General features: G+C 38.6%; 21 protein-coding genes. 9 read left to right on the forward strand and 12 right to left on the reverse strand.

Annotated features, from left to right (window positions below; genetic code table 11):
* Positions 1-11 precede the first annotated feature (11 nt).
* From ACY2RU_RS15345 to rlmB, 3 genes are all read left to right on the forward strand, one after another.
* A complete protein-coding gene (locus tag ACY2RU_RS15345; RefSeq protein WP_490139364.1) occupies positions 12-1694 on the forward strand; it encodes a SusD/RagB family nutrient-binding outer membrane lipoprotein in 1683 nt (560 codons plus the stop codon).
* Between the two features lie 71 nt (positions 1695-1765).
* Positions 1766-2257, forward strand: a complete 492-nt coding sequence (locus tag ACY2RU_RS15350; RefSeq protein ID WP_490139365.1) for a hypothetical protein — start codon at positions 1766-1768, stop codon at positions 2255-2257.
* 84 nt (positions 2258-2341) lie between these two features.
* Complete coding sequence (gene rlmB, locus ACY2RU_RS15355; protein ID WP_490139366.1) at positions 2342-3079, forward strand: 23S rRNA (guanosine(2251)-2'-O)-methyltransferase RlmB; 738 nt, start codon at positions 2342-2344, stop codon at positions 3077-3079.
* On the opposite strand, the gene ACY2RU_RS15360 is transcribed toward rlmB, so the two are convergent.
* Positions 3074-3850: a rhomboid family intramembrane serine protease gene (locus ACY2RU_RS15360; RefSeq protein ID WP_490139367.1), complete on the reverse strand. Its 777-nt coding sequence runs from the start codon at positions 3848-3850 to the stop codon at positions 3074-3076. The two genes, rlmB and ACY2RU_RS15360, sit on opposite strands and share 6 nt — an antisense overlap.
* A gap of 145 nt (positions 3851-3995) precedes the next feature.
* Here ACY2RU_RS15360 and ACY2RU_RS15365 point away from each other — a divergent pair, with 145 nt between their 5' ends.
* A complete protein-coding gene (locus ACY2RU_RS15365) occupies positions 3996-4916 on the forward strand; it encodes a T9SS type A sorting domain-containing protein (protein WP_490139368.1) in 921 nt (306 codons plus the stop codon).
* 89 nt (positions 4917-5005) lie between these two features.
* A complete protein-coding gene (locus ACY2RU_RS15370; RefSeq protein WP_490139369.1) occupies positions 5006-6283 on the forward strand; it encodes a replication-associated recombination protein A in 1278 nt (425 codons plus the stop codon).
* Between the two features lie 2 nt (positions 6284-6285).
* Here the strand turns inward: ACY2RU_RS15370 and ACY2RU_RS15375 are convergent, their stop codons facing one another.
* The 6 genes from ACY2RU_RS15375 to radC are packed head-to-tail and all read right to left on the reverse strand — an operon-like array spanning position 6286 to position 11785.
* Complete coding sequence (locus ACY2RU_RS15375; protein WP_490139370.1) at positions 6286-7101, reverse strand: hypothetical protein; 816 nt, start codon at positions 7099-7101, stop codon at positions 6286-6288.
* Positions 7098-8513 carry a DUF5723 family protein gene (locus ACY2RU_RS15380; protein WP_490139371.1) on the reverse strand — a complete coding sequence of 472 codons (1416 nt, stop codon included), beginning with the start codon at positions 8511-8513 and terminating at the stop codon, positions 7098-7100. The genes ACY2RU_RS15375 and ACY2RU_RS15380 overlap by 4 nt, the downstream gene beginning before the upstream one ends.
* 4 nt (positions 8514-8517) lie before the next feature.
* Positions 8518-9063, reverse strand: a complete 546-nt coding sequence (locus tag ACY2RU_RS15385) for a hypothetical protein (protein ID WP_490139372.1) — start codon at positions 9061-9063, stop codon at positions 8518-8520.
* Between the two features lie 49 nt (positions 9064-9112).
* The gene (locus ACY2RU_RS15390) at positions 9113-9799 is read right to left on the reverse strand and encodes a YjjG family noncanonical pyrimidine nucleotidase (protein WP_490139373.1); all 687 of its coding nucleotides are present in this window, start codon (positions 9797-9799) and stop codon (positions 9113-9115) included.
* Positions 9789-11084 carry a polysaccharide deacetylase family protein gene (locus tag ACY2RU_RS15395; protein WP_490139374.1) on the reverse strand — a complete coding sequence of 432 codons (1296 nt, stop codon included), beginning with the start codon at positions 11082-11084 and terminating at the stop codon, positions 9789-9791. The genes ACY2RU_RS15390 and ACY2RU_RS15395 overlap by 11 nt, the downstream gene beginning before the upstream one ends.
* Positions 11085-11089: 5 nt before the next feature.
* Positions 11090-11785: a RadC family protein gene (radC, locus tag ACY2RU_RS15400; protein ID WP_490139375.1), complete on the reverse strand. Its 696-nt coding sequence runs from the start codon at positions 11783-11785 to the stop codon at positions 11090-11092.
* Between the two features lie 105 nt (positions 11786-11890).
* On the opposite strand from radC, the gene ACY2RU_RS15405 reads away from it, so the two are divergent.
* The 3 genes from ACY2RU_RS15405 to ACY2RU_RS15415 all read left to right on the forward strand — a co-directional run bounded on the left by ACY2RU_RS15405 (position 11891) and on the right by ACY2RU_RS15415 (position 14817).
* Positions 11891-12334, forward strand: coding sequence for a DUF1569 domain-containing protein (locus tag ACY2RU_RS15405; RefSeq protein ID WP_490139376.1), 444 nt, complete (start codon positions 11891-11893; stop codon positions 12332-12334).
* Positions 12335-12379: 45 nt separating this feature from the next.
* The gene (locus tag ACY2RU_RS15410) at positions 12380-12979 is read left to right on the forward strand and encodes an FMN-binding negative transcriptional regulator (protein WP_490139377.1); all 600 of its coding nucleotides are present in this window, start codon (positions 12380-12382) and stop codon (positions 12977-12979) included.
* A gap of 134 nt (positions 12980-13113) precedes the next feature.
* A complete protein-coding gene (locus ACY2RU_RS15415; protein WP_490139378.1) occupies positions 13114-14817 on the forward strand; it encodes a T9SS type A sorting domain-containing protein in 1704 nt (567 codons plus the stop codon).
* A gap of 123 nt (positions 14818-14940) precedes the next feature.
* Here the strand turns inward: ACY2RU_RS15415 and ACY2RU_RS15420 are convergent, their stop codons facing one another.
* From ACY2RU_RS15420 to ACY2RU_RS15440, 5 genes are all read right to left on the reverse strand, one after another.
* Positions 14941-16293: a UDP-N-acetylmuramate--L-alanine ligase gene (locus tag ACY2RU_RS15420; RefSeq protein ID WP_490139379.1), complete on the reverse strand. Its 1353-nt coding sequence runs from the start codon at positions 16291-16293 to the stop codon at positions 14941-14943.
* A gap of 237 nt (positions 16294-16530) precedes the next feature.
* On the reverse strand, positions 16531-17487 hold the full coding sequence (locus ACY2RU_RS15425) for a tetratricopeptide repeat protein (protein WP_490139380.1): 957 nt from the start codon (positions 17485-17487) through the stop codon (positions 16531-16533).
* Positions 17488-17543: 56 nt separating this feature from the next.
* Positions 17544-18092 (reverse strand): DUF4136 domain-containing protein, encoded by a 549-nt coding sequence (locus ACY2RU_RS15430; RefSeq protein WP_490139381.1) that lies wholly within the window; start codon positions 18090-18092, stop codon positions 17544-17546.
* Between the two features lie 118 nt (positions 18093-18210).
* Positions 18211-19227: a GTPase ObgE gene (gene obgE / locus ACY2RU_RS15435; RefSeq protein WP_490139382.1), complete on the reverse strand. Its 1017-nt coding sequence runs from the start codon at positions 19225-19227 to the stop codon at positions 18211-18213.
* A gap of 118 nt (positions 19228-19345) precedes the next feature.
* Positions 19346-20005 carry an adenylate kinase gene (locus ACY2RU_RS15440; protein ID WP_490139383.1) on the reverse strand — a complete coding sequence of 220 codons (660 nt, stop codon included), beginning with the start codon at positions 20003-20005 and terminating at the stop codon, positions 19346-19348.
* 79 nt (positions 20006-20084) lie between these two features.
* On the opposite strand from ACY2RU_RS15440, the gene ACY2RU_RS15445 reads away from it, so the two are divergent.
* Entirely contained in the window at positions 20085-21242 is a 1158-nt protein-coding gene (locus tag ACY2RU_RS15445; RefSeq protein WP_490139384.1) for a 5-(carboxyamino)imidazole ribonucleotide synthase, read from the forward strand.
* The last annotated feature ends 15 nt before the right edge of the window (positions 21243-21257 follow it).

Consider the following 21257-nt stretch of genomic DNA (forward strand, 5'->3'; position numbering starts at 1 on the left):
TTATGACAACGATGAAAAATTTATTTAAAATATTTTCTATTGCACTGGTAGGATTGCTCATGTCTTGTGAGACAACCGAACTAGACCTTAGAGACAACCCAAATGAAATATCACCAGATCAGGCTGATGTTGAATTCTTATATAACTCAGTACAAATTGAGTTTGGTGATTTTGTTGATCGATTAAGCGAGATCTCAGGAGAATTGGTTCGTATTAATTATATGTTTGGTAGAAACTATCAAAGTGCTTACTCTCCTGCTAATTTTGACACTCGCTGGAGTCAAGCATACCAAACCATGTTTACTGATATGGATATTTTAGAGCCATTAGCTATAGAACAACTGAAATTTTACCACTTAGGGCAAATTCAAGTTATGAAAGCCTACACCCTTGTGTCGCTAGTAGATATATTTGGTGATGTGCCATTGAGTCAAGCTGGAAACCCTGCTGAATTTCCAAATCCAGTAGCAGATCCAGGTGCAGAAGTATACGCTGCAGCGATCGACCTTTTGGATTCAGCTTTAGCAAACCTAAATGGTGAATCTACAGTTGGACCAGAAGTTGACCTTATGTATGGTGGAGAAACCGATAAATGGATAAAAGCTGCAAATACATTGAAGTTAAAAATCTATTTAACAACTCGTCTTACAGATGCAAGCGCAGTTTCTAAATTCAATGCGATTATAAACAGCGGAAACTATATTGCTAGTTCAGCAGATGACTTCCAATTTAACTGGGGTATTAATCCTGTAGAGCCAGGTGTTTCGGCACATCCTAGATATCTTGCTGATTATTCAGCGAATGGTCCTGGAAACTATCGTTCAAATTCACTTATGAGTTATATGTTAGGTCCAGACAAAGAAGATTATTCTGATGATGACCCAAGAATCCGTTATTATTTCTATCGTCAAAGAGGAGATACTCCTGGTCAACAAGGTGTTCCTGCAAATGCTTCAGCATTACCATGTAGTACACAAACAAAACCAAGTCACTACGGTCCAGAAAATTCATTTTGTGCACCACCAAATGGTTATTGGGGTAGAGATCACGGAGATGATGACGGGATTCCACCAGATAATACAAGTAGAACTGCTATTGGTGTTTATCCAGCCGGAGGTCGCGTAGATGCAGACCAATTTGCTAATGCAAGAGCTGGCGAAGGTGGCCTAGGTGGTGGTATTACACCATTGATCCTTGCTTCTACCGTAGATTTTTACCGTGCTGAAATTGCATTGTTTGTAAATAACAGCCCAGGAAATGCGCTTAACTTTATGAATGCGGGTATTACAAAATCTGTTGCTAAAGTTCAAGGATTTCAATCTCTTGATACTAGCTTAGATGCTGATGACCAAGCAGTATTGGATACAGTTCAATCTGTTGGTGACTTTATCACACAAGTACAGAATGCATACAATGGAGCAAACGACAATGGAAAGAAAAACGTTTTGGCAAATCAGTTCTTTGTGAACTTATACGGAAACAGTTTTGATGCCTATAACTTCTATAGAAGAACTGGCTTCCCAACAAACATTCAGCCAAATCTTGAGTCAAATCCTAGTGGATTTATTCGCTCATTTTTCTATCCAGCAAATGAAGCAAACACAAATCAGAATATTAACCAAAAACCAGATCAGACGGTACAAGTATTTTGGGACAACAACCCAGGATCTCCAAGTTTCCCTGTAGGTAATTAATATCAAAAAGTATAAAAATTATGAAAAATATAATTTTCAAATGTATGTTAGTTGCTTTAACACTAGGCGTTGTGTCTTGTAGTGAAAGTGATAACACAATCGATAACCTGTTAGATCAAGTTGAAACAGGTGCAATTGTTAGAACATTAGAGGAAATCTCTGATGAGCTTAACTTAAATGACCCTAGTAGCAGCTACGCTATTCGTGTAGAAGAGCAAGACGAAGAGTTTGGTGGTTTATTTGGTAGTTTAGATATCTATGTAACTTTTGTTGGTGACGTAGACGTTCCTGAAACTCTACTTAAGACCTATACTCCGGCAGATGCTACACAAAGTGATAACGGTTTACCAGAATTAATGTTATCATCAACTTATGCTGAATTTCTTACCGCACTTGGTATAGATCCTGCAATTGTGCAAAATAATGACCGTATGGACTTACGTTTAGAGCTTAAGTTAACAGATGGTCGTGTTTTCACAAATGATGATGTAAATGCTGACGTTTCTGGAGCTGGTTACTTTAATGCTCCAATGGAATATACACTTCGAGTTAAAGACCTATAGTCTTAACGATTCGTATATATAATACTAACGGGATGTTCTTTACAGAACATCCCGTTTTTCTTTGTTTATAACTACATTTGCATCATGAAAAAAGAAAAACACATATTCGGTATCCATCCAGTGGAAGAAGCGTTAAAATCTGACGTTAAGCTTGATAAGGTTTACATTCAAAAAGATATTCCCAATCAAAAGATCACTAATTTGATTGCTTCTTTGGAAGCAAAGAATGTTACCATAAATGTTGTTCCTGAAGAAAAACTAAACCGACTTACACGCGGAAATCACCAAGGTATCGTTGCAGTGACCTCCCCTATCACTTTTGCATCACTTGAAGATGTTGTAGAAAAAGCGCTTGAAAAAACTGAAGCACCTCTTTTTATCATCCTTGATCAAATAAGTGATGTGAGAAATTTTGGCGCTATCATTAGAACCGCAGAATGCACTGGAGTTGACGCCATTATTGTACAGAAAAAAGGCGGCGCACCAATAACCGGAGATACGGTAAAAACATCTGCTGGCGCAATATTTAATCTGCCCATATGCAAGGTAGATCATATCAAAGATGCAATCTTTTATTTACAAAGCTCAGGGATTGCAACGGTTGCAGCCACCGAAAAAACAGAAACCACCATTTACGATATCGATTTCAAAAAACCTGTCGCCATTATAATGGGTTCTGAAGGAAAAGGAGTCTCAAAATCGGTGCTTAATTTAGTTGATGAAAAAGCAGCACTTCCGCTTCTTGGAGAAATTAACTCGCTAAATGTTTCGGTTGCTTGTGGTGCTTTTCTTTATGAAATAGTTCGTCAAAGACGCTCATAAAAGGTCATTGTCTTTGGGTAATGAATCCTTTTTAAAGGTATAGACAACTCGTATATTAGTTGTATTGGTATCATCTGTATTTAGTAATTCCGACTCCTCAGGATCTGGTATCCGCTCTATAAAATTCCCGTTTTCATCAAAATGCTTTAGGAAAGGATCGTTTTCGGGATCATAATCTTCTCGTTCCCATGCATACTTCGTATTCTCAATAGGATTTCTTCGGAATACAAAGGCAAATAGTAATCCCACGGCAAATCCAGACAAATGCCCTTCCCAAGAGATCTTTGGATCTATAGGAAATAAATACCACACCAAACTTCCGTAGAGAAATACAACCACAAGAGACAAGGCAATTAGTTGATATTGCTTCGAAAGGATTCCTTTAAAAAACAAAAAAGAAACAAGCATATAAACTACCCCACTCGCCCCTATATGCACTGCTGGCCTCCCAATGATCCAAGTCATTAAACCAGTTAGCAACAAACCACCTAATAACACCCTCCAACGAATACCCCTATAAAAATAGAATAAGGAAGTTGTGAGCACAAACAGCGGCACCGAATTATTAAAAATGTGTTGAAGATTACCATGTATAAAAGGACCCAATACAATTCCACGTAGTCCTTCCATTTTCAGTGGATAAATCCCCAGGTAATTAAAATTAAAATTGAATCGCGATTCAACCCAAAAAACTAGCCAAAGCATAGACACAAAGAGTAATGGATAAATTATTACATCTTCTGAAAACCACAATCCCTTCTTCTTTCCCATGAACTTCTTAATTCAAAAAATACGCCCTTTCGTAAATGTATGATAAATTGTCAGTACTCCTGATAATCAATTTTAAAAGAACTTAAGTTTTTCGCATAAAAATTTGTAACTTAATCGAGCGTTCCCACCCTTAAAACTTGTTACTATGAGATTACCTTATAAAGCCCTTATTGTAATCTGTACATTTTCTTGGTTCTCTAATGCTCAAGTAATGTTAACAGATGATTTTGAATCTTATGATCTTACATTTCTGGCGGCACAGGCCGATCATTGGAGGATGTGGTTTCCGAACTTCGACGGACCCGAAGTTTCTACTTACAACGGTCCAAACCAAGTTCTTAAGATGCAAGGATTTGCAGGAGACGGCGATATATTATTGTTAATTCCAGAAAGACCACAAACAGAAGTCCACGCAATTCAATGGGATATGTTGATCCCAGAAGGCCAGGAAGCTTTTTTTGGTATGGAAGGCAAATTTTTTCCTAGTAATGGTGATTGGGAAACTAATTTAAACGGTGGGCCCGTATTTTTTAATCGAGATGGTGCAACTCCTGGAGTTGGAACTATCACTGGTATTCCTGGTCAAGCATTTCTTTATCCCGAAGACGAATGGTTCACAATAAGAGCTGTATATGACCTTGACAGTGGCTTTTGGGCTATGTATATCAATGATGTTTTACAATTTAACGATCAGGTGATAGATGACTCGATACAATATCCATTTGTGGAACTTGCAGCAATTGATTTTTATGGTTTTGATAGTAATAATGAATATTATTTAGACAACTTTAATGTAGAAACAAATCCAGTGGCTGGAATTGAGGATCAAACTCTTCCCCAAGTATCTGTGTTTCCCATCCCAATGAAAAACACAGTACATATTTCTTCCAATGGAAATATCTCATCAATTACCATACTTAACCTACTAGGGCAAGCATTAGTTGAAAAAAAGATAGACAATGTCTTGGAAACTTCTATTGAAACTACTCAATTAGCTGTTGGCACTTACTTTATTAAAGCCACCGTAGATGGCACAGAGCGCATCGTCAAAGTGATCAAAGAATAGTTATTCATTCTTCTAGATTACAAATATTAGAAAATATTTGAAGTATATTTCATAAAAGTACGAGACAAATATTTGTACTTTTATCCCCTATGAGTGCACCCCTAGCCGAACGTATCCGCCCCAAAACCCTTGACGAATATTTAAGTCAACAACATCTTATCGGACCTAACGGCGCTTTAAGTACACAAATTAAAAGCGGTGTACTTTCCTCTATGATCTTTTGGGGACCACCTGGAACTGGAAAAACTACCCTTGCTACAATTATTGCACAACAATCTGAAAGGCCATTCTATACATTAAGTGCAATTGATAGCGGTGTTGCCGCTGTTCGCGAAGTGATACAAAAAGCTAAAAAAGGTGACGGACTCTTCACAACAAAAAATCCTATTTTATTCATTGATGAAATTCACCGTTTTAGTAAATCACAGCAAGACTCCCTTTTAGGTGCCGTTGAAAAAGGCTGGATCACGCTCATTGGGGCAACAACAGAAAACCCAAGTTTTGAGGTTATTCCGGCCCTACTCTCACGTTGCCAGGTTTATATATTAAAAGCTTTTAGTAAAAGTGATTTAGAAGCCCTTTTAAGACGCGCTCTCAAGAAAGACGAGGTATTGAGTAAAAAGAAGATAAGCCTTGAAGAAACAGATGCGTTATTGCGTCTATCTGGCGGTGATGCACGAAAGCTACTCAACATTCTCGAATTGGTCATTCTTTCTGAAAATAAAGAAGATGTTATTGTTACCAACGAACTCGTCTTACAAAAGGTTCAAAAAAACACGGTACATTATGACAAAGCTGGTGAGCAACATTACGACATTGTTTCAGCATTTATAAAATCAATTAGAGGAAGCGATCCCAATGCCGCTGTTTATTGGCTGGCTAGAATGATCGAAGGTGGCGAAGATATTAAGTTTATAGCCAGACGTCTGGTTATTCTCGCTTCCGAAGACATAGGAAACGCCAATCCAAACGCACTTTTACTTGCAAATAGCACCTTTCAGGCGGTAACTTCCATTGGCTTTCCCGAATCGCGCATTATTTTAAGTCAGTGTACCATTTACCTTGCAACTTCCGCAAAAAGTAATGCTTCGTATCAGGCCATCAACAAAGCTCAGCAATTAGTTCGTCAAACAGGCGACCTCTCTGTGCCGCTCGCTATTCGAAACGCGCCTACTAAACTTATGAAAGAATTAGGATACGGCAAAGATTACGAATACGCTCATAACTACGAAGGAAATTTTGTTCCGCATGAATTCCTTCCTGAGGAGATCACTGGCACCACTTTGTACAAACCCGGTAAAAATGCTAAGGAAAACCAATTAAGATCGTACTTAAAAAGTCTTTGGAAGGATAAATACGATTTTTAAAACTAACGCTTAAAAAGCATGGTAATTAAACTCTTTAAGCCTTCAACTTCGCGCTCAACAATAAAAGTATTACCGCTTTTATAAGCAACTCCATAAAATTGGGTGGTCTTAACCAAAAAAACGCCCTCTTTAGAGGTGGTGATCAAAGCTCCAATTAACGTATCGTCATAAACAATTAGATAGTTACTGTTATTTTTAACGATAGCATAGCTCTCAAAAGAGTAAACTTCATCTTCATCATTTTTAATGATATCTTCTTCCACTATCTCAATTGGCATCTTTTTTTCTTCGGAAACTTTAGTGTCTATTTCTACTTTTGCCACACCAGGTTCTTGAATACCTATAGGCACCGTGATTTCGGAAGATTTTGGCAGCTCAATAGTCGTTTCTTCCATAGGAATTATTGTCAATGCACTTTTTGTAAAGTCTTGTAATGCATTTCGAATAGCTTGGTGATACGCTTTTTTATAATCTTTAAGCTTACTCTTTCCTGTATTAGTCCTAACTACTTCGGCTCCTTTGCAATTCCGAAGAATCAGGGTTGCTTTCGTAAAAATCATTTTGTTCTCCATCTCCAGATCTGCAAAAAGCGCTTCGCATCGATCATAATTAGTTAACTCTTTTGGAGATACAACATTAAAGCCATTCTTTTTCAGCAAGAATCTGGTAAGATCATTGATATCATAGCTATTTTCTGCCTTTTGAAAATCAAATTTATCAGGCACGATAACGTATGTAAACTCAGGAACTTCTACCTGAGCAAATACCCCTAAAGTGCACACCATCAAAAGACAAATTAATCCTAGTTTCCGTATCACTCTTCTGCAATTTTAATGTTAAATCCGAATTGTAAAGATACGCTTTTTGCCTTGGCAATATTGCCGTAGCTCAAGAGGTTATCGGCTGCAAAGTAAAAATTGAACTTTCCAATATCAGTAACAAAACCCAGCCCAACATTTGAGTTGGTATATGGATCAACTGTATATGTAGCCTTAGCTGAAAGAAATTCAAAAAGATTTCGATAGTAAAATAATGTTCCTGCCATTTGAGGACCTTTAGGCCTAAACTGACTAAAAAATTGGAGTCCGATAGCTTGATTGCGATCTAAGCCGCCACCCATATTTTTACAATCGCAAGGTGCGCCCTTCCCTACTACCCGACCAAAAGAATATTTTAAACTGGCATTCACTTTGACAGGACGCATTTGTGTATATCCCCCTTTTAATGTGTCAATAGGTATTTCACGCTCCAAAGTATCCTCCAGATCATCATAATATGGAAACGTGGGTTCTCCAGGCTCCAAAGGTGGAAAAATTAGCTCAATACCATTAAGGGTGTAATCACCTTTAGCATGGTAGGTTTCCACATCCTTTTGATGAAAAATTGCCCCTAGGTCGAGAATGCTAGCACTAGCGGTAAGATTTTCTGTTACCTCATAGGTAGCTCCAAGGTCAACCCCAACACCAACATTTCCACCAAATAATGATCTCCCGAGTATTTCACTAGTCACTTGATTTGCACCATCAAAATCCCGAAGCGAAGCATATCCTGAGGTTTCTACTGTAATATCGGCATTTTCTATGGTGTGATCGTAAATGTTCACACCTGTGTCATTTAACCGTGTTACAAATGAGCCGCTATTACCCGTACTTCGATAGCTAAACATGCTTGCATACAATTTGGCTCTCACACCAACCGTTAGTCTATTGTTGATCTGCTTGTTTGCACCAAAATGATACACCATTAATAAATCTCCTGTAGTGCTTACTTCTCCCAAATCAAACTCATAATCCAGATACTGCTGATTGCCTTCCCAAAACAAAATTGCCAGATCGCGCGGAAAGTAACTAATGAAATCGAGTTCTTGATAAACCCCTCCCGAAAAATAGATCTCATTACGCGCCCGCCATCCAAAACTGATCAGTTCCAGTTGTTGGGTAGCAGTAAAGAAGTCGGTATTCTTCATTTCGAAGATCTTATTTCGAATACGGGTATTTATGTCGATATCACTCTTTCCGAAGATATCATAAACAGACACCCCAGACGCTCCCCCATTAATGTGAACCTGAGATAAAAAAGGAATACCAAAATGAGCTTTTTGGTTAACCTTTATTCCGGGATTGAGCATTAATGATTGTGGCGCCTCCTCAAAACCGTATAAAACCTGCTTGTTTTGAGCAATAGCGGTCACTCCCATTAGGGCTAAAGTATATATAATTAAAATTCGCATGGTATTATAGCTCCAGGTAGTAGGTCGTTTTAGATTGAAGATTTAGGGCGCCACCTAAACCTGTATCGGTTGATGCTATGGTTACAGAAACAACCACTTTACTTGCCTGTGTGAGATCTAACAAGCTTTCTTCCAAAACATCTTCTATAAAAATTGTTTGAACAGCAGAATCTACCGAACCACTATTTACCAGTGTTTGAGTAGTATATGTAGTATCGTTTTGTTCACTTAAAAATTGAAAATCTACTTGAAAATCGCTTGAAATGCTATTAGTAAATTTAAATAGAAATTCTGCCCGCTTTAATTTGTCTTGAATTTCAGAATCATCTAAAAATTTGATTTCCGTGGTATCTCGTACGGTTAATCGGGCTGTATTGGTTGTTGCGTCATAAAAGTCGCCGCCATTGAGGTCGAAAAATATCAAATCCAGTTCTACTATTGGAGTAGGTGCAATAGCATCGGCTTGATCAAAATCAACATCCTTGATACATGAAACTGTCAGTAATAAAACGAATAAGCCTAAAGTAGGTATAGCCAGGTTTGTTTTCATTATTTGGGGGGATTTAAATAAATAACGCCTCAAAACCCGCAATCGTATGCTATAAAATATTTTTTATTTCAAGTAAATGATTAACTATCTGATATTTGGACGGAATAGACTCACTTCGATAATTATAAAAAATGGTCTCCATCCCAACCGATTCTGCACCTAATATATCGGCTTCAAACGTATCTCCGATCATTACACTTTGTGTGGCGTGTACTTTCGCCTTTTCTAAAGCCTTTTTAAAAACTAAGGGGTTTGGTTTTTTTACGCCAACTTCTTCCGAAGAAGTAACCGTTCTAAAATAGCGTTGAATCTCACTTTTCTCCAATTTTATGTGCTGCACCTCGTGAAAGCCGTTGGTAATGATGTGAAGCTTATAACTGGTAGCAAGGTATTCTAGAATTTCTAAAGCTCCGTCAAAAAGATAGTTATTACCCGGTAACTCTTCAATATATGATTCAGCCAACACATCTATTTCTGCTACTGAATACGATTGACCAAAGACAGTAAAGGTATCAACAAGTCTTCCTCTCCGCAATTCTTGCTTTGTTACGCGTTCTTCGCGAAAATGCTTCCAATAATCAAAATTGATGGGCTCATACACACTCATAAAGGCATGTATATCTAATTTAATACGATGTTTGTGAAAGACCCGTTGAAACGCTAACGCTGAATTTCGATCAAAATCCCAAAGGGTATGATCTAAGTCAAAAAAAACATCGGTGATCTTACTTTTCATGTGCGTGGAGTTTTTCTGAAAAAAGGGTTCGCCAGTATTTTGTATGGTTTTCCTCGGAAAAATCACGATTTGAAAACAATACTGTAAAAGTTCCATTAACTGATGCCACGGCATCAAAAAGTGCATTAACCGTATGCATCGTTTTTACTTCCGAAGTATTCTTAAAAGCATGGGTTGTTGTGGCAATAGGATGAATAGTTAATGGTGTTTTAATTTCGTAATCTAAATCATAAAAAAGGAAAGGAGTACAGGTGCCAGCCCTAAAACCAGAGGTATTGGCATAGGTCATCGTAAAATCACGTTGCACTTCCAGTTCGACCAAATTCCTATAAATATCTGGCAGATCTACAAGCAATTGAGCATTCATTGTACTAGAAAGCGTTCTATTAGTAATTTCTTCAATATGCTTTTTTTGTTGTTTTAACTTTTCAAAATCTGCCAGTGCATCAAACGAAAATAAGAGACCGATCTCCTTATAGTCACCTACATACTTTACTAGCATTTTATATTTTTTACGATTGGAACTAACTCCATCAACAAAATTTATAGACTCTCCCAGCATAAAAAATACGGTGACTTTAGCCTTATTTCTACTTGAGGCAGAAACCATCCATTTAAAGCGATCATAAGGGTCGCGACGCATCCCAATGATCACTTTAGTACGTTCCATGATATCCCGACCTCGCAATTTTAGGGCATCAGAAACATACCCTAGTATATTCCTAAATATTCCCTTTTGCGAATAGGCGAACGGTTGACTCGCTTCAACCACCGAATGTACGGTCATGGATTTCTTTGGAAAAGCAAGTTCAGGAAAGTTTTCTAGTAAGAGCTGTTTCAATTTATACGCCCAGATGTCAACCACGGGTTGCATCAAAAAATTATTCTTTCCTGCGATACTTTCGGAGGCCACAAATCGTCCTTTGTCATCTTTGACATGTGGAAGATATTCTTCATAACGACTCAAAAGATAGAATGATGCTGCAAAGATATCGAAAGGTAAGGCACTACGGGCGCTCACCGGAAAGAAGCCATAGGTCTCCTCCCACTTCTTTACGGAAATATCAACACTTTCAATCCCTTGCTGACTAAGCAAATCAACACTTTGAAAGAAAAGTTCATTACCCATGGGCTGCTTACCATACGAAATTTTTGGTCCCGCATGCCCCAACCATTCTTCTAAGGTTGACGTAAACTGAATCTCAATACCTAAAACACGTGTAATCAAATGTTTAAAAACATAAGTGATTCGAGCAGTAGGTTTTTGAGTGAAGATTAATAGCATAAAGACTAGAGCAGGTTTTCATCTGCAAAGCTAAAATACGCATTTTCGGTTATGATAAGGTGGTCTAAAACCTTAATATCAAGACTCTCTCCTGCGGTTTTTAATTTCCGTGTCAAGTTTTTATCAGACTCACTAGGCACCAAAGTACCGCTAGGGTGGTTATGTGCTAAGATCATAGCCACAGCTCCCAATTCTAAAGCCATTTTCAAAGCGAGTCGTACATCAACCACAGTACCCGTCATTCCTCCCTTGCTCAACTGGCTTTTCTGAAGGATTTTATTAGAATTGTTGAGATAAATAATCCAAAACTCTTCGTGGTACAGTTCGCCCAAAATAGGCTGTAATAATTCAAAAACTGCCTTGCTAGATTGTATTTTTTTCTTCTGAAGGGCTTCAGATTCACGTCTGCGTCTTCCTAGTTCTAAGGCGGCAGAAATGGTTATTGCCTTCGCTTCACCAATGCCACGAAATTCCATAAGCGACTTTAACGACATCTTACCCAAGGCATTTAGATTGTTTGAGGCGGCCGACATAATACGTTTACTCAAACCAACTGCAGTTTCATTTCTGCTGCCCGAAGCGATCAATATCGCTATCAATTCGGCATCGGTAAGAGCAGCTTTACCTTTCAGTAAAAATTTTTCTCGCGGACGATCGTTTTCATTCCACTGTTTAATAGAAAAGGAAGTGTTCTCTTTCAAAGGTGTATATTTCACTTGAAAGATAATCTGTATATTTATAGAACAAAAATATCTTCATAAAGTACTACAGCTAATTCATGAATAACGATTCTTAAATACGACACTATGAAATCCCTCTTTGAACCTGAAGTCCTCACCGAAATACGTACGCGATTACACCAATTTTCAGAAGACAAACCACGTCAATGGGGCAAAATGTCACATGGACAAACCATGGCGCATTGTCAAGGCCCCTTTAATATTATGCTAGAAAAAAAAGATTATGGGATGAAACCCAATTGGCTGATCAATCTATTTTTTAAAAAATCGATGTATAATGATAAACCGTGGCGCAAAAATTTACCAACAGCTAAATTCTTAAAACAAACAGAGCCTCGTGACCTTTCTGAAGAGAAAGCGAAACTCTTAGCCCTTCTCGATGAATTCGAATCACAGCGTGAACGTAATGATTGGAAACCTCATCCTGGTTTTGGTCATTTTACAAAAGAGCAATACGGACAAATGCAGTACAAGCACTTAGACCATCATTTAACCCAATTTGGCGTCTAGGCATCGTGGTTTTCAATGCATTTAGATCTTAAAAAACAAAAGTCTGTGACCTATCCACCTCCACATCATCAATCGGAAGATAAAGATAAAATGATTGCTCTTATAAAAGCATATCCCCTGGGAATGCTAGTAAGCGCTTCAAAAGAAAAACCTTTTGTAACCCACATCCCAATTATTTACAATGAAACCTCGGGTAAGTTGGTGGCGCACATTGACAAGTTTAATCCGCAATTAGAAACATTGCAAAATGGCGATCAAGTCACCGTTGTATTTAAAGGGCCAGACACTTATATTTCGCCTAGCATATATACCACTAAGCAACTACCCACTTGGAATTATATCATCGTACATATTACAGGCCATATTTCTCAAATTAATGACCCGGAAGCAGCCAAAGACACTATGATCGCCATGACCGAATTTTTGGAAGAGCCAGACCAAAAATTTGTATTAAAGAAAGATAATAAATCAATGGATCGTTTTGTAAATTACATTCAGGCCTTTGAAATAATTATCGAGCATTGGGAGGGCAAATTCAAATTATCTCAGGATAAGAACCCTCAAGATCGTGAAAACGCAATGAAGGAAATGATGCTTCAATCTTCCGAAAGATCACGTAAATTCATCCAAAAGTATTTCAGTTAGCATCTCGATAAATTCACCTTTCATAAGTCATAACCCCTTTATCCTATTGGGTTTATAGAGTTTTAAAAATTTCTATAAAACATTTTTCTCAACTATTTATACCTATATTTATAATCTAACTCTAAACATAGATTATGTATAAAAAACTACACGCTATAGTTGTATTGTCCCTTTGTACGCTAGGTATGACTGCACAAACTATTGTAAGCACTACCGCCGAGAACCGCAAAGTCGTTCTTGAAGAATTTACAGGAATTTATTGTGGCTTTTGTCCAGATGGTCATGCCATTGCACAAGCCATCAAAGATGCAAATCCAGATAATGTGTTTTTAGTTAACATTCACCAAGGGGGTTTTGCTTCACCAACAGGAACGGATCCAGATTTTAGAACTCCTTGGGGTGATGCAATTGCCAATCAAACCGGACTTTTAGGCTATCCTGCTGGCACAGTAAATCGTCAAAATTTTCCAGGATTAGAAATGGGTGATGCTGGTACAACGGCTATGGGCCGTGGTGATTGGGCTGAAGCCGCTAATATTACATTAGCTGAAAACTCATACGTAAATCTAGCAGTTGAAGCGACCGTAGATATTCCTACAAATTCTATGGAAATTCATGTTGAAGGTTATTATACAGGCAACAGCCCAGAACCAAGTAACTTTTTAAATGTTGCTATTTTACAGAATAATACTTTAGGACCTCAAAGTGGTGGAAATCAAGGTAACAATTACAATCATCAGCATCGTCTTATAGACCTAGCTACCGGACAATGGGGTGAAGAGATTACAACTACTACACAGACAACATTTGTTGACCGAACGTATAACTACACCTTCCCTCCTAGTATTAATGGTATAGCAATTGACTATAACGAATTAGATGTAGTTGTCTATATGACCGAATCAACTCAGAATATCATAAGTGGAAATCAAACAACACCTGTTGTCAATCCATTAACTTCAAATGACGATACAGCATTGCTTGGTTTAAACGAAATAGTAAGTGCTTGTGGCCCTTCTGAAGTTACCCCTGTAGCCAATATCTTAAATTCAGGATTAAATGCAATTACAAGTGTTGATTTTACGTATTCAGTTAATGGTGGAACTACACAAACCTATACTTGGACCGGAAATTTGGCTTCCCTTGAGTCTGCAACTGTGGAGCTCCCTGCCATCGCATATACCGCACAAACGGTAAATACAGTAGATGTTTCGTTAGACAACGACGATTTTAATGCAAACAACACGACATCGGGTTCATTTGATGATATTATTGATTCGGCTGGAACCGTTATCCTTACTATTACTACAGACCAATATGCCGATGAGATTTCGTGGGAATTACTTAACAGTGCGGGAACAGTCTTATTTTCTGAAAGCTTAACAGCCTCAGACAATAATCAAACGCTAGAATTTGAATACGATCTCCCTTTAGATTGTATTACTTTTAATATTGTTGATTCTTACGGCGACGGCATCCTTGGAGGTGGCGGAGTTTCGCTAATCGACTTTGAAGGTGTAGAGATCTTTCCTTTTAGCGGAAACTATAGTAGTGGAGCAACGGAGCCATTTTATTCAAATGGTGTTTTAGGTGTTAATGACACAACTTTAGATACTGTTTCCGTGTACCCGAATCCAGCAAGCGATATTCTAACAGTTACTAATGCTGAAGGTTCAAATATTGAGATCTTTAATATGCTTGGACAACAATTGAATCTCCAGAACAATATTAGCGCTCAGGAAGATGTAAACGTTTCAAACTTAACTACAGGTGCATATTTTATTAAAATTACGAACGGAACTGCGATCACTACAAAAAAGTTTCTTGTAGAGAAATAAGTTCTCATCAATTCCCCTCTGCCAAAAACTCCAAGTATATGATTGCTTGGAGTTTTTTTTATTAGATCTTTTTAATTGACTTCGGAAATGAGCACAGCATGCAGCACGGTCTTCTCATACAATTTAGATCAATTGCTTGAGCTCTTCTAGATCTAGCCCACCATAATCACCACTACTCATTAGCAATAAGGCCGTTCGGTCAAATTTTTGAGTGTAAAGATAGGTTTTGAAATCGGCTGGATTTGTAAACACCATCAGATCTTCGCGCTGAAACGCTTCTGTGATTTGTGACTCTTTTATCTCGGCCAGGTCTTTGATCATAACCGCATGAGGTGAATAAAATACAATAGCAACATCGGCTGCATCTAAAGCACCTTTATATTCGCTTAAAAATTCTGGATTCAAACTACTATAGGTATGTAGTTCTAAACAGGCGATCAATTTTCTATCAGGATACTGACCCTTAACTGCCTCTGTAGTTGCTTTTACTTTGGAAGGTGAATGGGCAAAGTCTTTAAACGCGATCGTAGTTTCACTTTCGGCAATTTTCTCTAATCGTTTGCTAGCTCCCTTAAAAGTTGCAATCGCCTCATAAAAATCGCTCGCATCGATCCCCATCAACTGACAGATCCATCGAGCACCCTCTAAATTGTTTAGGTTGTGTTTTCCGAAGACTTCTATAGGCATAGAGCCTTCTGGAGTATCTAAAAATGTAACACCATCTACTACCTCATAATTGGGCGTGTGATACGGGTACTTTTTAATAAGACTGTCACTCGCCTCAACCACGCGCTTTACCTCAGCATCTTCCTCATTGTAAATAATGGCGCCACCGTTTGTGATTTCGGTTAAGAAGATCTCAAATTGCGCTACATAGTTTTCATAGGTTGGAAACACATTGATATGATCCCAAGCAATTCCGCTAAGCAGTGCTATATTAGGCTTATACAGATGAAATTTAGGTCGCCGATCTATGGGCGATGATAAATATTCATCGCCTTCAAGCACCATAAAATCGTTTTCTTCTGTGAGGTGTACCATGGTATCAAACCCTTCTAACTGGGCACCCACCATATAATCTACCTCTTTATTGTGATAATGCATTACATGCAAAATCATTGAAGTAATAGTTGTTTTACCGTGAGAACCGCCAATAACCACACGCGTTTTATTTTTTGACTGCTCGTACAAAAACTCGGGATAACTGTAGATTGTGAGTCCGAGTTCTTTTGCCTTCAACAACTCCGGATTATCAGCTTTGGCGTGCATTCCTAGAATGATAGCGTCAATATCTTCGGAAATTTTTTCAGGAAACCATCCGTATTCATCAGGCAAGAGCTCTTTGGCTGCTAATCTACTTTTGGAGGGATCAAAAATTTCATCATCACTCCCAGTTACTTCTTCGCCTTTGTTGTGTAGCGCTAACGCCAGATTGTGCATGGCGCTTCCGCCGATAGCAATAAAATGTATTTTCATAATGTGTACCGCGATTGCGGAAAATTTATTGATATAAACGTGTTTCTTCGGAATTCTTCTACGAAGGTAAATATAATAGCCGAAGCCCGCAAAAGGGATAGAGGCGGCATCTCGCGCCCGAGGAACGAGCGGCGGGAATACAGCCGAAAGCCCGACCCATAGCGCCCGCTTCCTATTACATTTGAGCATAAACGTAGTAAGCGTATGGGATTTGCCCTAATACTTTTTCAAAAGCTTTTACAGACTGAGAATATCTGCTTTCTCTTGCTTGGCTTCTTTAAAATCTGGACGTTTTGAAAGCGCCTTATTGATCCAGCTCAGGGCTTGATTTTTCTCACCTAAGTTTTTATAGATCTGTGCGAGTCGAAAATACGCCCAATCTTTAGGCACCCCGTCTTTTGCTGAATGATTTTGGATATAAGCCTGCAAGCAGTTGATACCCAATTCGGCATCGAGATTATATTGAGCGGCGATCTTTCCTATTTGATAGTTGAGTTGATTGCGTTTGTGAATCTGTAACGATTTTGCGGCGGTTGCAATTGCTTCCTTTGGTTTGTTGCGCTTTTCGTAATGTTCGGAAAGTTTTTCGTAGGTATGTGGAGAACCGCCTACATCGATCGCTTTTTTATAGAAGCGTTCGGCGTCTTCAGAACGATCACTGTATTCTGCAATATAGCCATTTGCCAAATAGCCATCTACCTCACTAATGCGACCGAGTTCATTAGCATATTTTATCGCTTTGCTTTCGCTTCCACCAATGATACCTGGCAACTGAATGTAGAATTCAACCAGTGCCCAACGGACTTCTATATGCTTGGGATCAAGTCGCGCAGCGATTTCAAATTGTTCTCTGATATCGCCAATATAGGTCGCCGCGCGAATTCGACTAATTGAAAGCGCTTTCATGCCAAGTGCACCACCATATTTAAAATGGTAGTTTGCGTTGTTATCGTCTTTTTCAACCAATACTTCATAATGGTCTATGGCCGTGTCCCAATCTTTTTCATAGCCTGCAATATCACCAAGATATTCATGTGTTTTATCATGTCCGGGGTGCTCCTTTAAATATGTCTGGAAGATTGGTTTTGCTTTGCTGAATTGTTCGGCTTGAAAATACTGCTCAGCGCGCTCAAACGATGTTTGAGAAAAAGCAATTGCCGGGATACAGAGAAATAGAAAAATTAAGTTTTTCATAAATTTTTAAAACCTGAATATTAAATATGACAACGAGATTATAGGATCTTAATTGTTTATTGTTCTGGTGGGTATTTCTTTAGCATTTTGGAAACTACATTGAAGTAATAAGCATCTTTTTGCGCTGGGGTGGCTTTTTCTTTAAGTTCACCATCATAAATCGCTTGCCAAAGTAATTTTCTGCCCGAGTCAGCTTCGTAAAATTCCATCGTGAAACGCTGATTAATGATCTTACCACCAATAGGGATGCCAATACCGCCACCTACGTTCACATTTCCGCCTCCACTTCCCAAACCAATACCGATGGTATTTCTAGAATTGCTTAGGTATTCTTCTACGAAGAAATCGATATAGAATTGATTATAATCTGTTTTTTGGTAGCCTCGTGCCTGAAAAACGCTGTCTATAGCACGAATTACACGCTTATCGTCTAATTCATTTAAGCCTGAAGATACCTGTTCTTCACCATTTGGTCCCGCGTGGGCTTGGGAGAATTGGTAGGCTGTAAATTGCGACCAATCGGTTCCTTTTTCATAATCGAGAGCTACTGATGATCCACATGAGACAAACACAATAGAGATCAAAAACATGTACATAAATTTCATAGCAAGATATTTCTAGTAAATTTACGCAAAAAACACGCCAAGGGATTGCGAGGCACTATTCTTTAACTATTTTTTGGGTGATGAGTCCTTCGGAAGTGTTTAGGTAAACGAGGTCGTCTTACTGTTGAACCGAAGTTCCATTGAGCATTTCCCAAAGCTTGTCTTTGAGTTCCATAAGACCTTGCTGTGCTACAGACGAGAAAAATAAATACGGAATTCCTTTAAAATCTTTATCCAGCTGTTGCTTCATTTCGGCTTTCAATTCGTCATCAAGCATGTCGCTCTTCGAAATTGCAACCAAACGATCTTTATCAAGCATTTCAGGATTATAGCGACGAAGTTCATCTAAAAGAATATCATATTGTTTTTTAATATCGTCTGCATCTGCAGGAATTAAAAAGAGCAGGGTAGAATTGCGCTCTATATGACGTAAAAAATAATGTCCGAGACCTTTCCCTTCTGCAGCACCTTCAATGATCCCAGGAATATCGGCCATCACAAAGGTTTGATGATCGCGATAATCAACGATCCCTAAGTTAGGCTTCAGTGTTGTAAACTCGTAATTTGCAATTTTTGGCTTGGCAGCTGTAATTACAGAAAGTAAGGTAGATTTTCCTGCATTCGGAAATCCTACAAGCCCTACATCAGCCAAAACTTTCATCTCTAATGTGATGTTTGCTTCTTGGCCATCCATTCCGGGTTGTGCGTATCTAGGGGTTTGATTGGTTGACGACTTAAAATGTGCATTTCCACGACCTCCCATACCACCTTGTGCAATGATAAGCTCTTGGCCGTGTTCCAAAATCTCCAAAATAATTTCTTGGGTTTCTGTATCTCTAACTACTGTACCCAGCGGCACCTCAATATAAACATCGGCACCATCTGCACCCGTACTGGTAGATTTACTTCCTGCACCACCTTGATCAGATCTATAATGACGTTTATGCTTTAAATGCAACAGCGTCCACATATTCCTATTCCCCTTGAGTATGATATGACCTCCTCGACCTCCATCACCTCCGTCAGGGCCTCCTTTCGGAATGTATTTTTCGCGACGCAAATGCGCACTTCCTTGTCCTCCCTTTCCGGAAGTTACATGAATCTTAACGTAGTCTACAAAATTTCCTTCTGTCATATCTGTTTCCCACGAAGGGAAGAATCTTTAATTATAATTTTATTGGATACAAAAATCTCAATAAGCACTTTGGCAGTATTTAAAGCGAATACGCATCAAATCTCTGCTGATGGTGTTTTTAAAGTTTATCTATAACCGCGCTTAAACGGTCGGTAATTTCTTCAATGCTTCCCACTCCATCTACACCAAAGTATTTATCTTCTTTCATATAGAATTCTTTTAGAATGTCTGTTTTACGATAGTACTCTGCAATACGCTCACGGATCACTTTTTCATCAGCATCATCGGCACGACCACTAGTTTTACCCCGTTCTAATAAACGTTGCACCAAGATCTCATCATCTACTTCCAATGCAACCATTGCATCTATATTGGTATTTTTCTCTTCTAAAAATTCACGTAGCACTTCTGCCTGTGCTTTGGTACGCGGATAACCGTCAAAAATAAAGCCATTTGGTTTAGTTTCTAGGCGTCTATTCACTTCGTCCTTAAGCATGTCGTTTGTTACACTATCTGGAACCAAATGTCCCTTTTCAGTATAACTTTTTGCCAAAGTTCCTAAGGCAGTGCCGTTTTTCATATTATAGCGGAACATATCACCTGTTGACAAATGTATCAAGTGATACTTTTCTTTTAACACATCGGCTTGTGTTCCTTTTCCAGCACCTGGAGGGCCAAATAATACAATGTTTTTCATAGCTTTTGTACCCGATTTCGAGTCACTAATTTTTGCTGCTCTATGCGCTTTTCCGAAGAAATTCAAGATCCAATTCCACATAAAAAAGAGCTAATTGCAAAGGTTAATATTCAATAAGCTGCAAAGATAACATTTACAAAGAAGATTGTACCTTTGTGACATGGCAAATTATTTTTCTTCCAAATTCACCTTAGGTATTTTAGGCGGAGGCCAACTGGGCAAAATGATGCTCTATGATACCCGCAAATTTGATATCACCACGCATGTTTTAGACCCAAGCGCCGAAGCACCATCTCGTATTTCCTGCGATCATTTTGAGCAAGGAGACCTAATGGACTTTGACACTGTGGTTAACTTCGGAAGGAAAGTAGACGTACTTACTTTTGAAATTGAGAATGTAAACATTGATGCTTTAGCTGCCCTCGAAGCGGAAGGAAAAAAGGTATACCCTTCGTCCGAAACCTTGCGCAATATTAACGACAAGGGGGTTCAAAAGCAATTTTATAAAAAACATAAGATCCCAACGTCGCCGTTTGTTTTGTTTACCGACAAAAACGCGCTCAACGAAGCGATCGTTCGAAAAGAATTACACTATCCCTTTGTTTGGAAGAGCTGCACAGGTGGCTATGACGGAAAAGGCGTAAGTATTATTCGTGATGCTGAAGATATTATTCCGCTGCCAGACACGCGCTGTATTGCTGAAAAGATGATCCCTTTCAAACACGAATTAGCGGTGATCGTTGCTCGTAACCCAAGCGGTGATGTGCGAACCTATCCTGTGGTTGAAATGGAATTTCACCCAGAAGCCAATCAGGTGGAATACGTTATCTGCCCTGCACGTATTGATGATGCGGTTGCAGAAAAAGCAAGAGCCGTGGCTACGCAAGTTTCCGAAGCATTTAAACATGTAGGTTTATTGGCAGTAGAATTATTTCAAACACAAGACGATGAGATCTTGGTGAATGAAGTCGCTCCAAGACCACATAACAGCGGTCATTATAGCATTGAAGCCAGTTATACCAACCAGTTTGAACAACACTTACGCGCTATTTTAGATCTTCCTTTAGGAAAAACAAGTAGCAAGCTTGGTGGAATTATGGTCAATCTAGTCGGTGCCGAAGGTCATACAGGAGAAGCGATCTATGAAAATATCGATACTATTCTCGCTATGGATGGCGTAACACCACATATTTATGGCAAAAAACAAACCCGTCCGTTTCGAAAAATGGGTCATGTAACTATTGTTAACGAGAATATTGAAGAAGCGCGTAGAATCGCCCAAGAAGTAAAGAAAACAATACACGTTATTAGTAAATAAATACTGAAATTTAAA

Source organism: Ulvibacter sp. 2305UL32-6, assembly GCF_058148545.1.

Bases quoted from the DNA above. Each gene is read 5' to 3' on its own strand.
- ACY2RU_RS15345 (WP_490139364.1), top strand. From the start codon at position 12: ATGAAAAATTTATTTAAAATATTTTCTATTGCACTGGTAGGATTGCTC.
- rlmB (WP_490139366.1), top strand. From the start codon at position 2,342: ATGAAAAAAGAAAAACACATATTCGGTATCCATCCAGTGGAAGAAGCG.
- ACY2RU_RS15360 (WP_490139367.1), bottom strand. From the start codon at position 3,850: ATGGGAAAGAAGAAGGGATTGTGGTTTTCAGAAGATGTAATAATTTAT.
- ACY2RU_RS15365 (WP_490139368.1), top strand. From the start codon at position 3,996: ATGAGATTACCTTATAAAGCCCTTATTGTAATCTGTACATTTTCTTGG.
- ACY2RU_RS15370 (WP_490139369.1), top strand. From the start codon at position 5,006: ATGAGTGCACCCCTAGCCGAACGTATCCGCCCCAAAACCCTTGACGAA.
- ACY2RU_RS15380 (WP_490139371.1), bottom strand. From the start codon at position 8,513: ATGCGAATTTTAATTATATATACTTTAGCCCTAATGGGAGTGACCGCT.
- ACY2RU_RS15385 (WP_490139372.1), bottom strand. From the start codon at position 9,063: ATGAAAACAAACCTGGCTATACCTACTTTAGGCTTATTCGTTTTATTA.
- ACY2RU_RS15390 (WP_490139373.1), bottom strand. From the start codon at position 9,799: ATGAAAAGTAAGATCACCGATGTTTTTTTTGACTTAGATCATACCCTT.
- ACY2RU_RS15395 (WP_490139374.1), bottom strand. From the start codon at position 11,084: ATGCTATTAATCTTCACTCAAAAACCTACTGCTCGAATCACTTATGTT.
- ACY2RU_RS15405 (WP_490139376.1), top strand. From the start codon at position 11,891: ATGAAATCCCTCTTTGAACCTGAAGTCCTCACCGAAATACGTACGCGA.
- ACY2RU_RS15415 (WP_490139378.1), top strand. From the start codon at position 13,114: ATGTATAAAAAACTACACGCTATAGTTGTATTGTCCCTTTGTACGCTA.
- ACY2RU_RS15420 (WP_490139379.1), bottom strand. From the start codon at position 16,293: ATGAAAATACATTTTATTGCTATCGGCGGAAGCGCCATGCACAATCTG.
- ACY2RU_RS15425 (WP_490139380.1), bottom strand. From the start codon at position 17,487: ATGAAAAACTTAATTTTTCTATTTCTCTGTATCCCGGCAATTGCTTTT.
- ACY2RU_RS15430 (WP_490139381.1), bottom strand. From the start codon at position 18,092: ATGAAATTTATGTACATGTTTTTGATCTCTATTGTGTTTGTCTCATGT.
- obgE (WP_490139382.1), bottom strand. From the start codon at position 19,227: ATGACAGAAGGAAATTTTGTAGACTACGTTAAGATTCATGTAACTTCC.
- ACY2RU_RS15440 (WP_490139383.1), bottom strand. From the start codon at position 20,005: ATGTGGAATTGGATCTTGAATTTCTTCGGAAAAGCGCATAGAGCAGCA.
- ACY2RU_RS15445 (WP_490139384.1), top strand. From the start codon at position 20,085: ATGGCAAATTATTTTTCTTCCAAATTCACCTTAGGTATTTTAGGCGGA.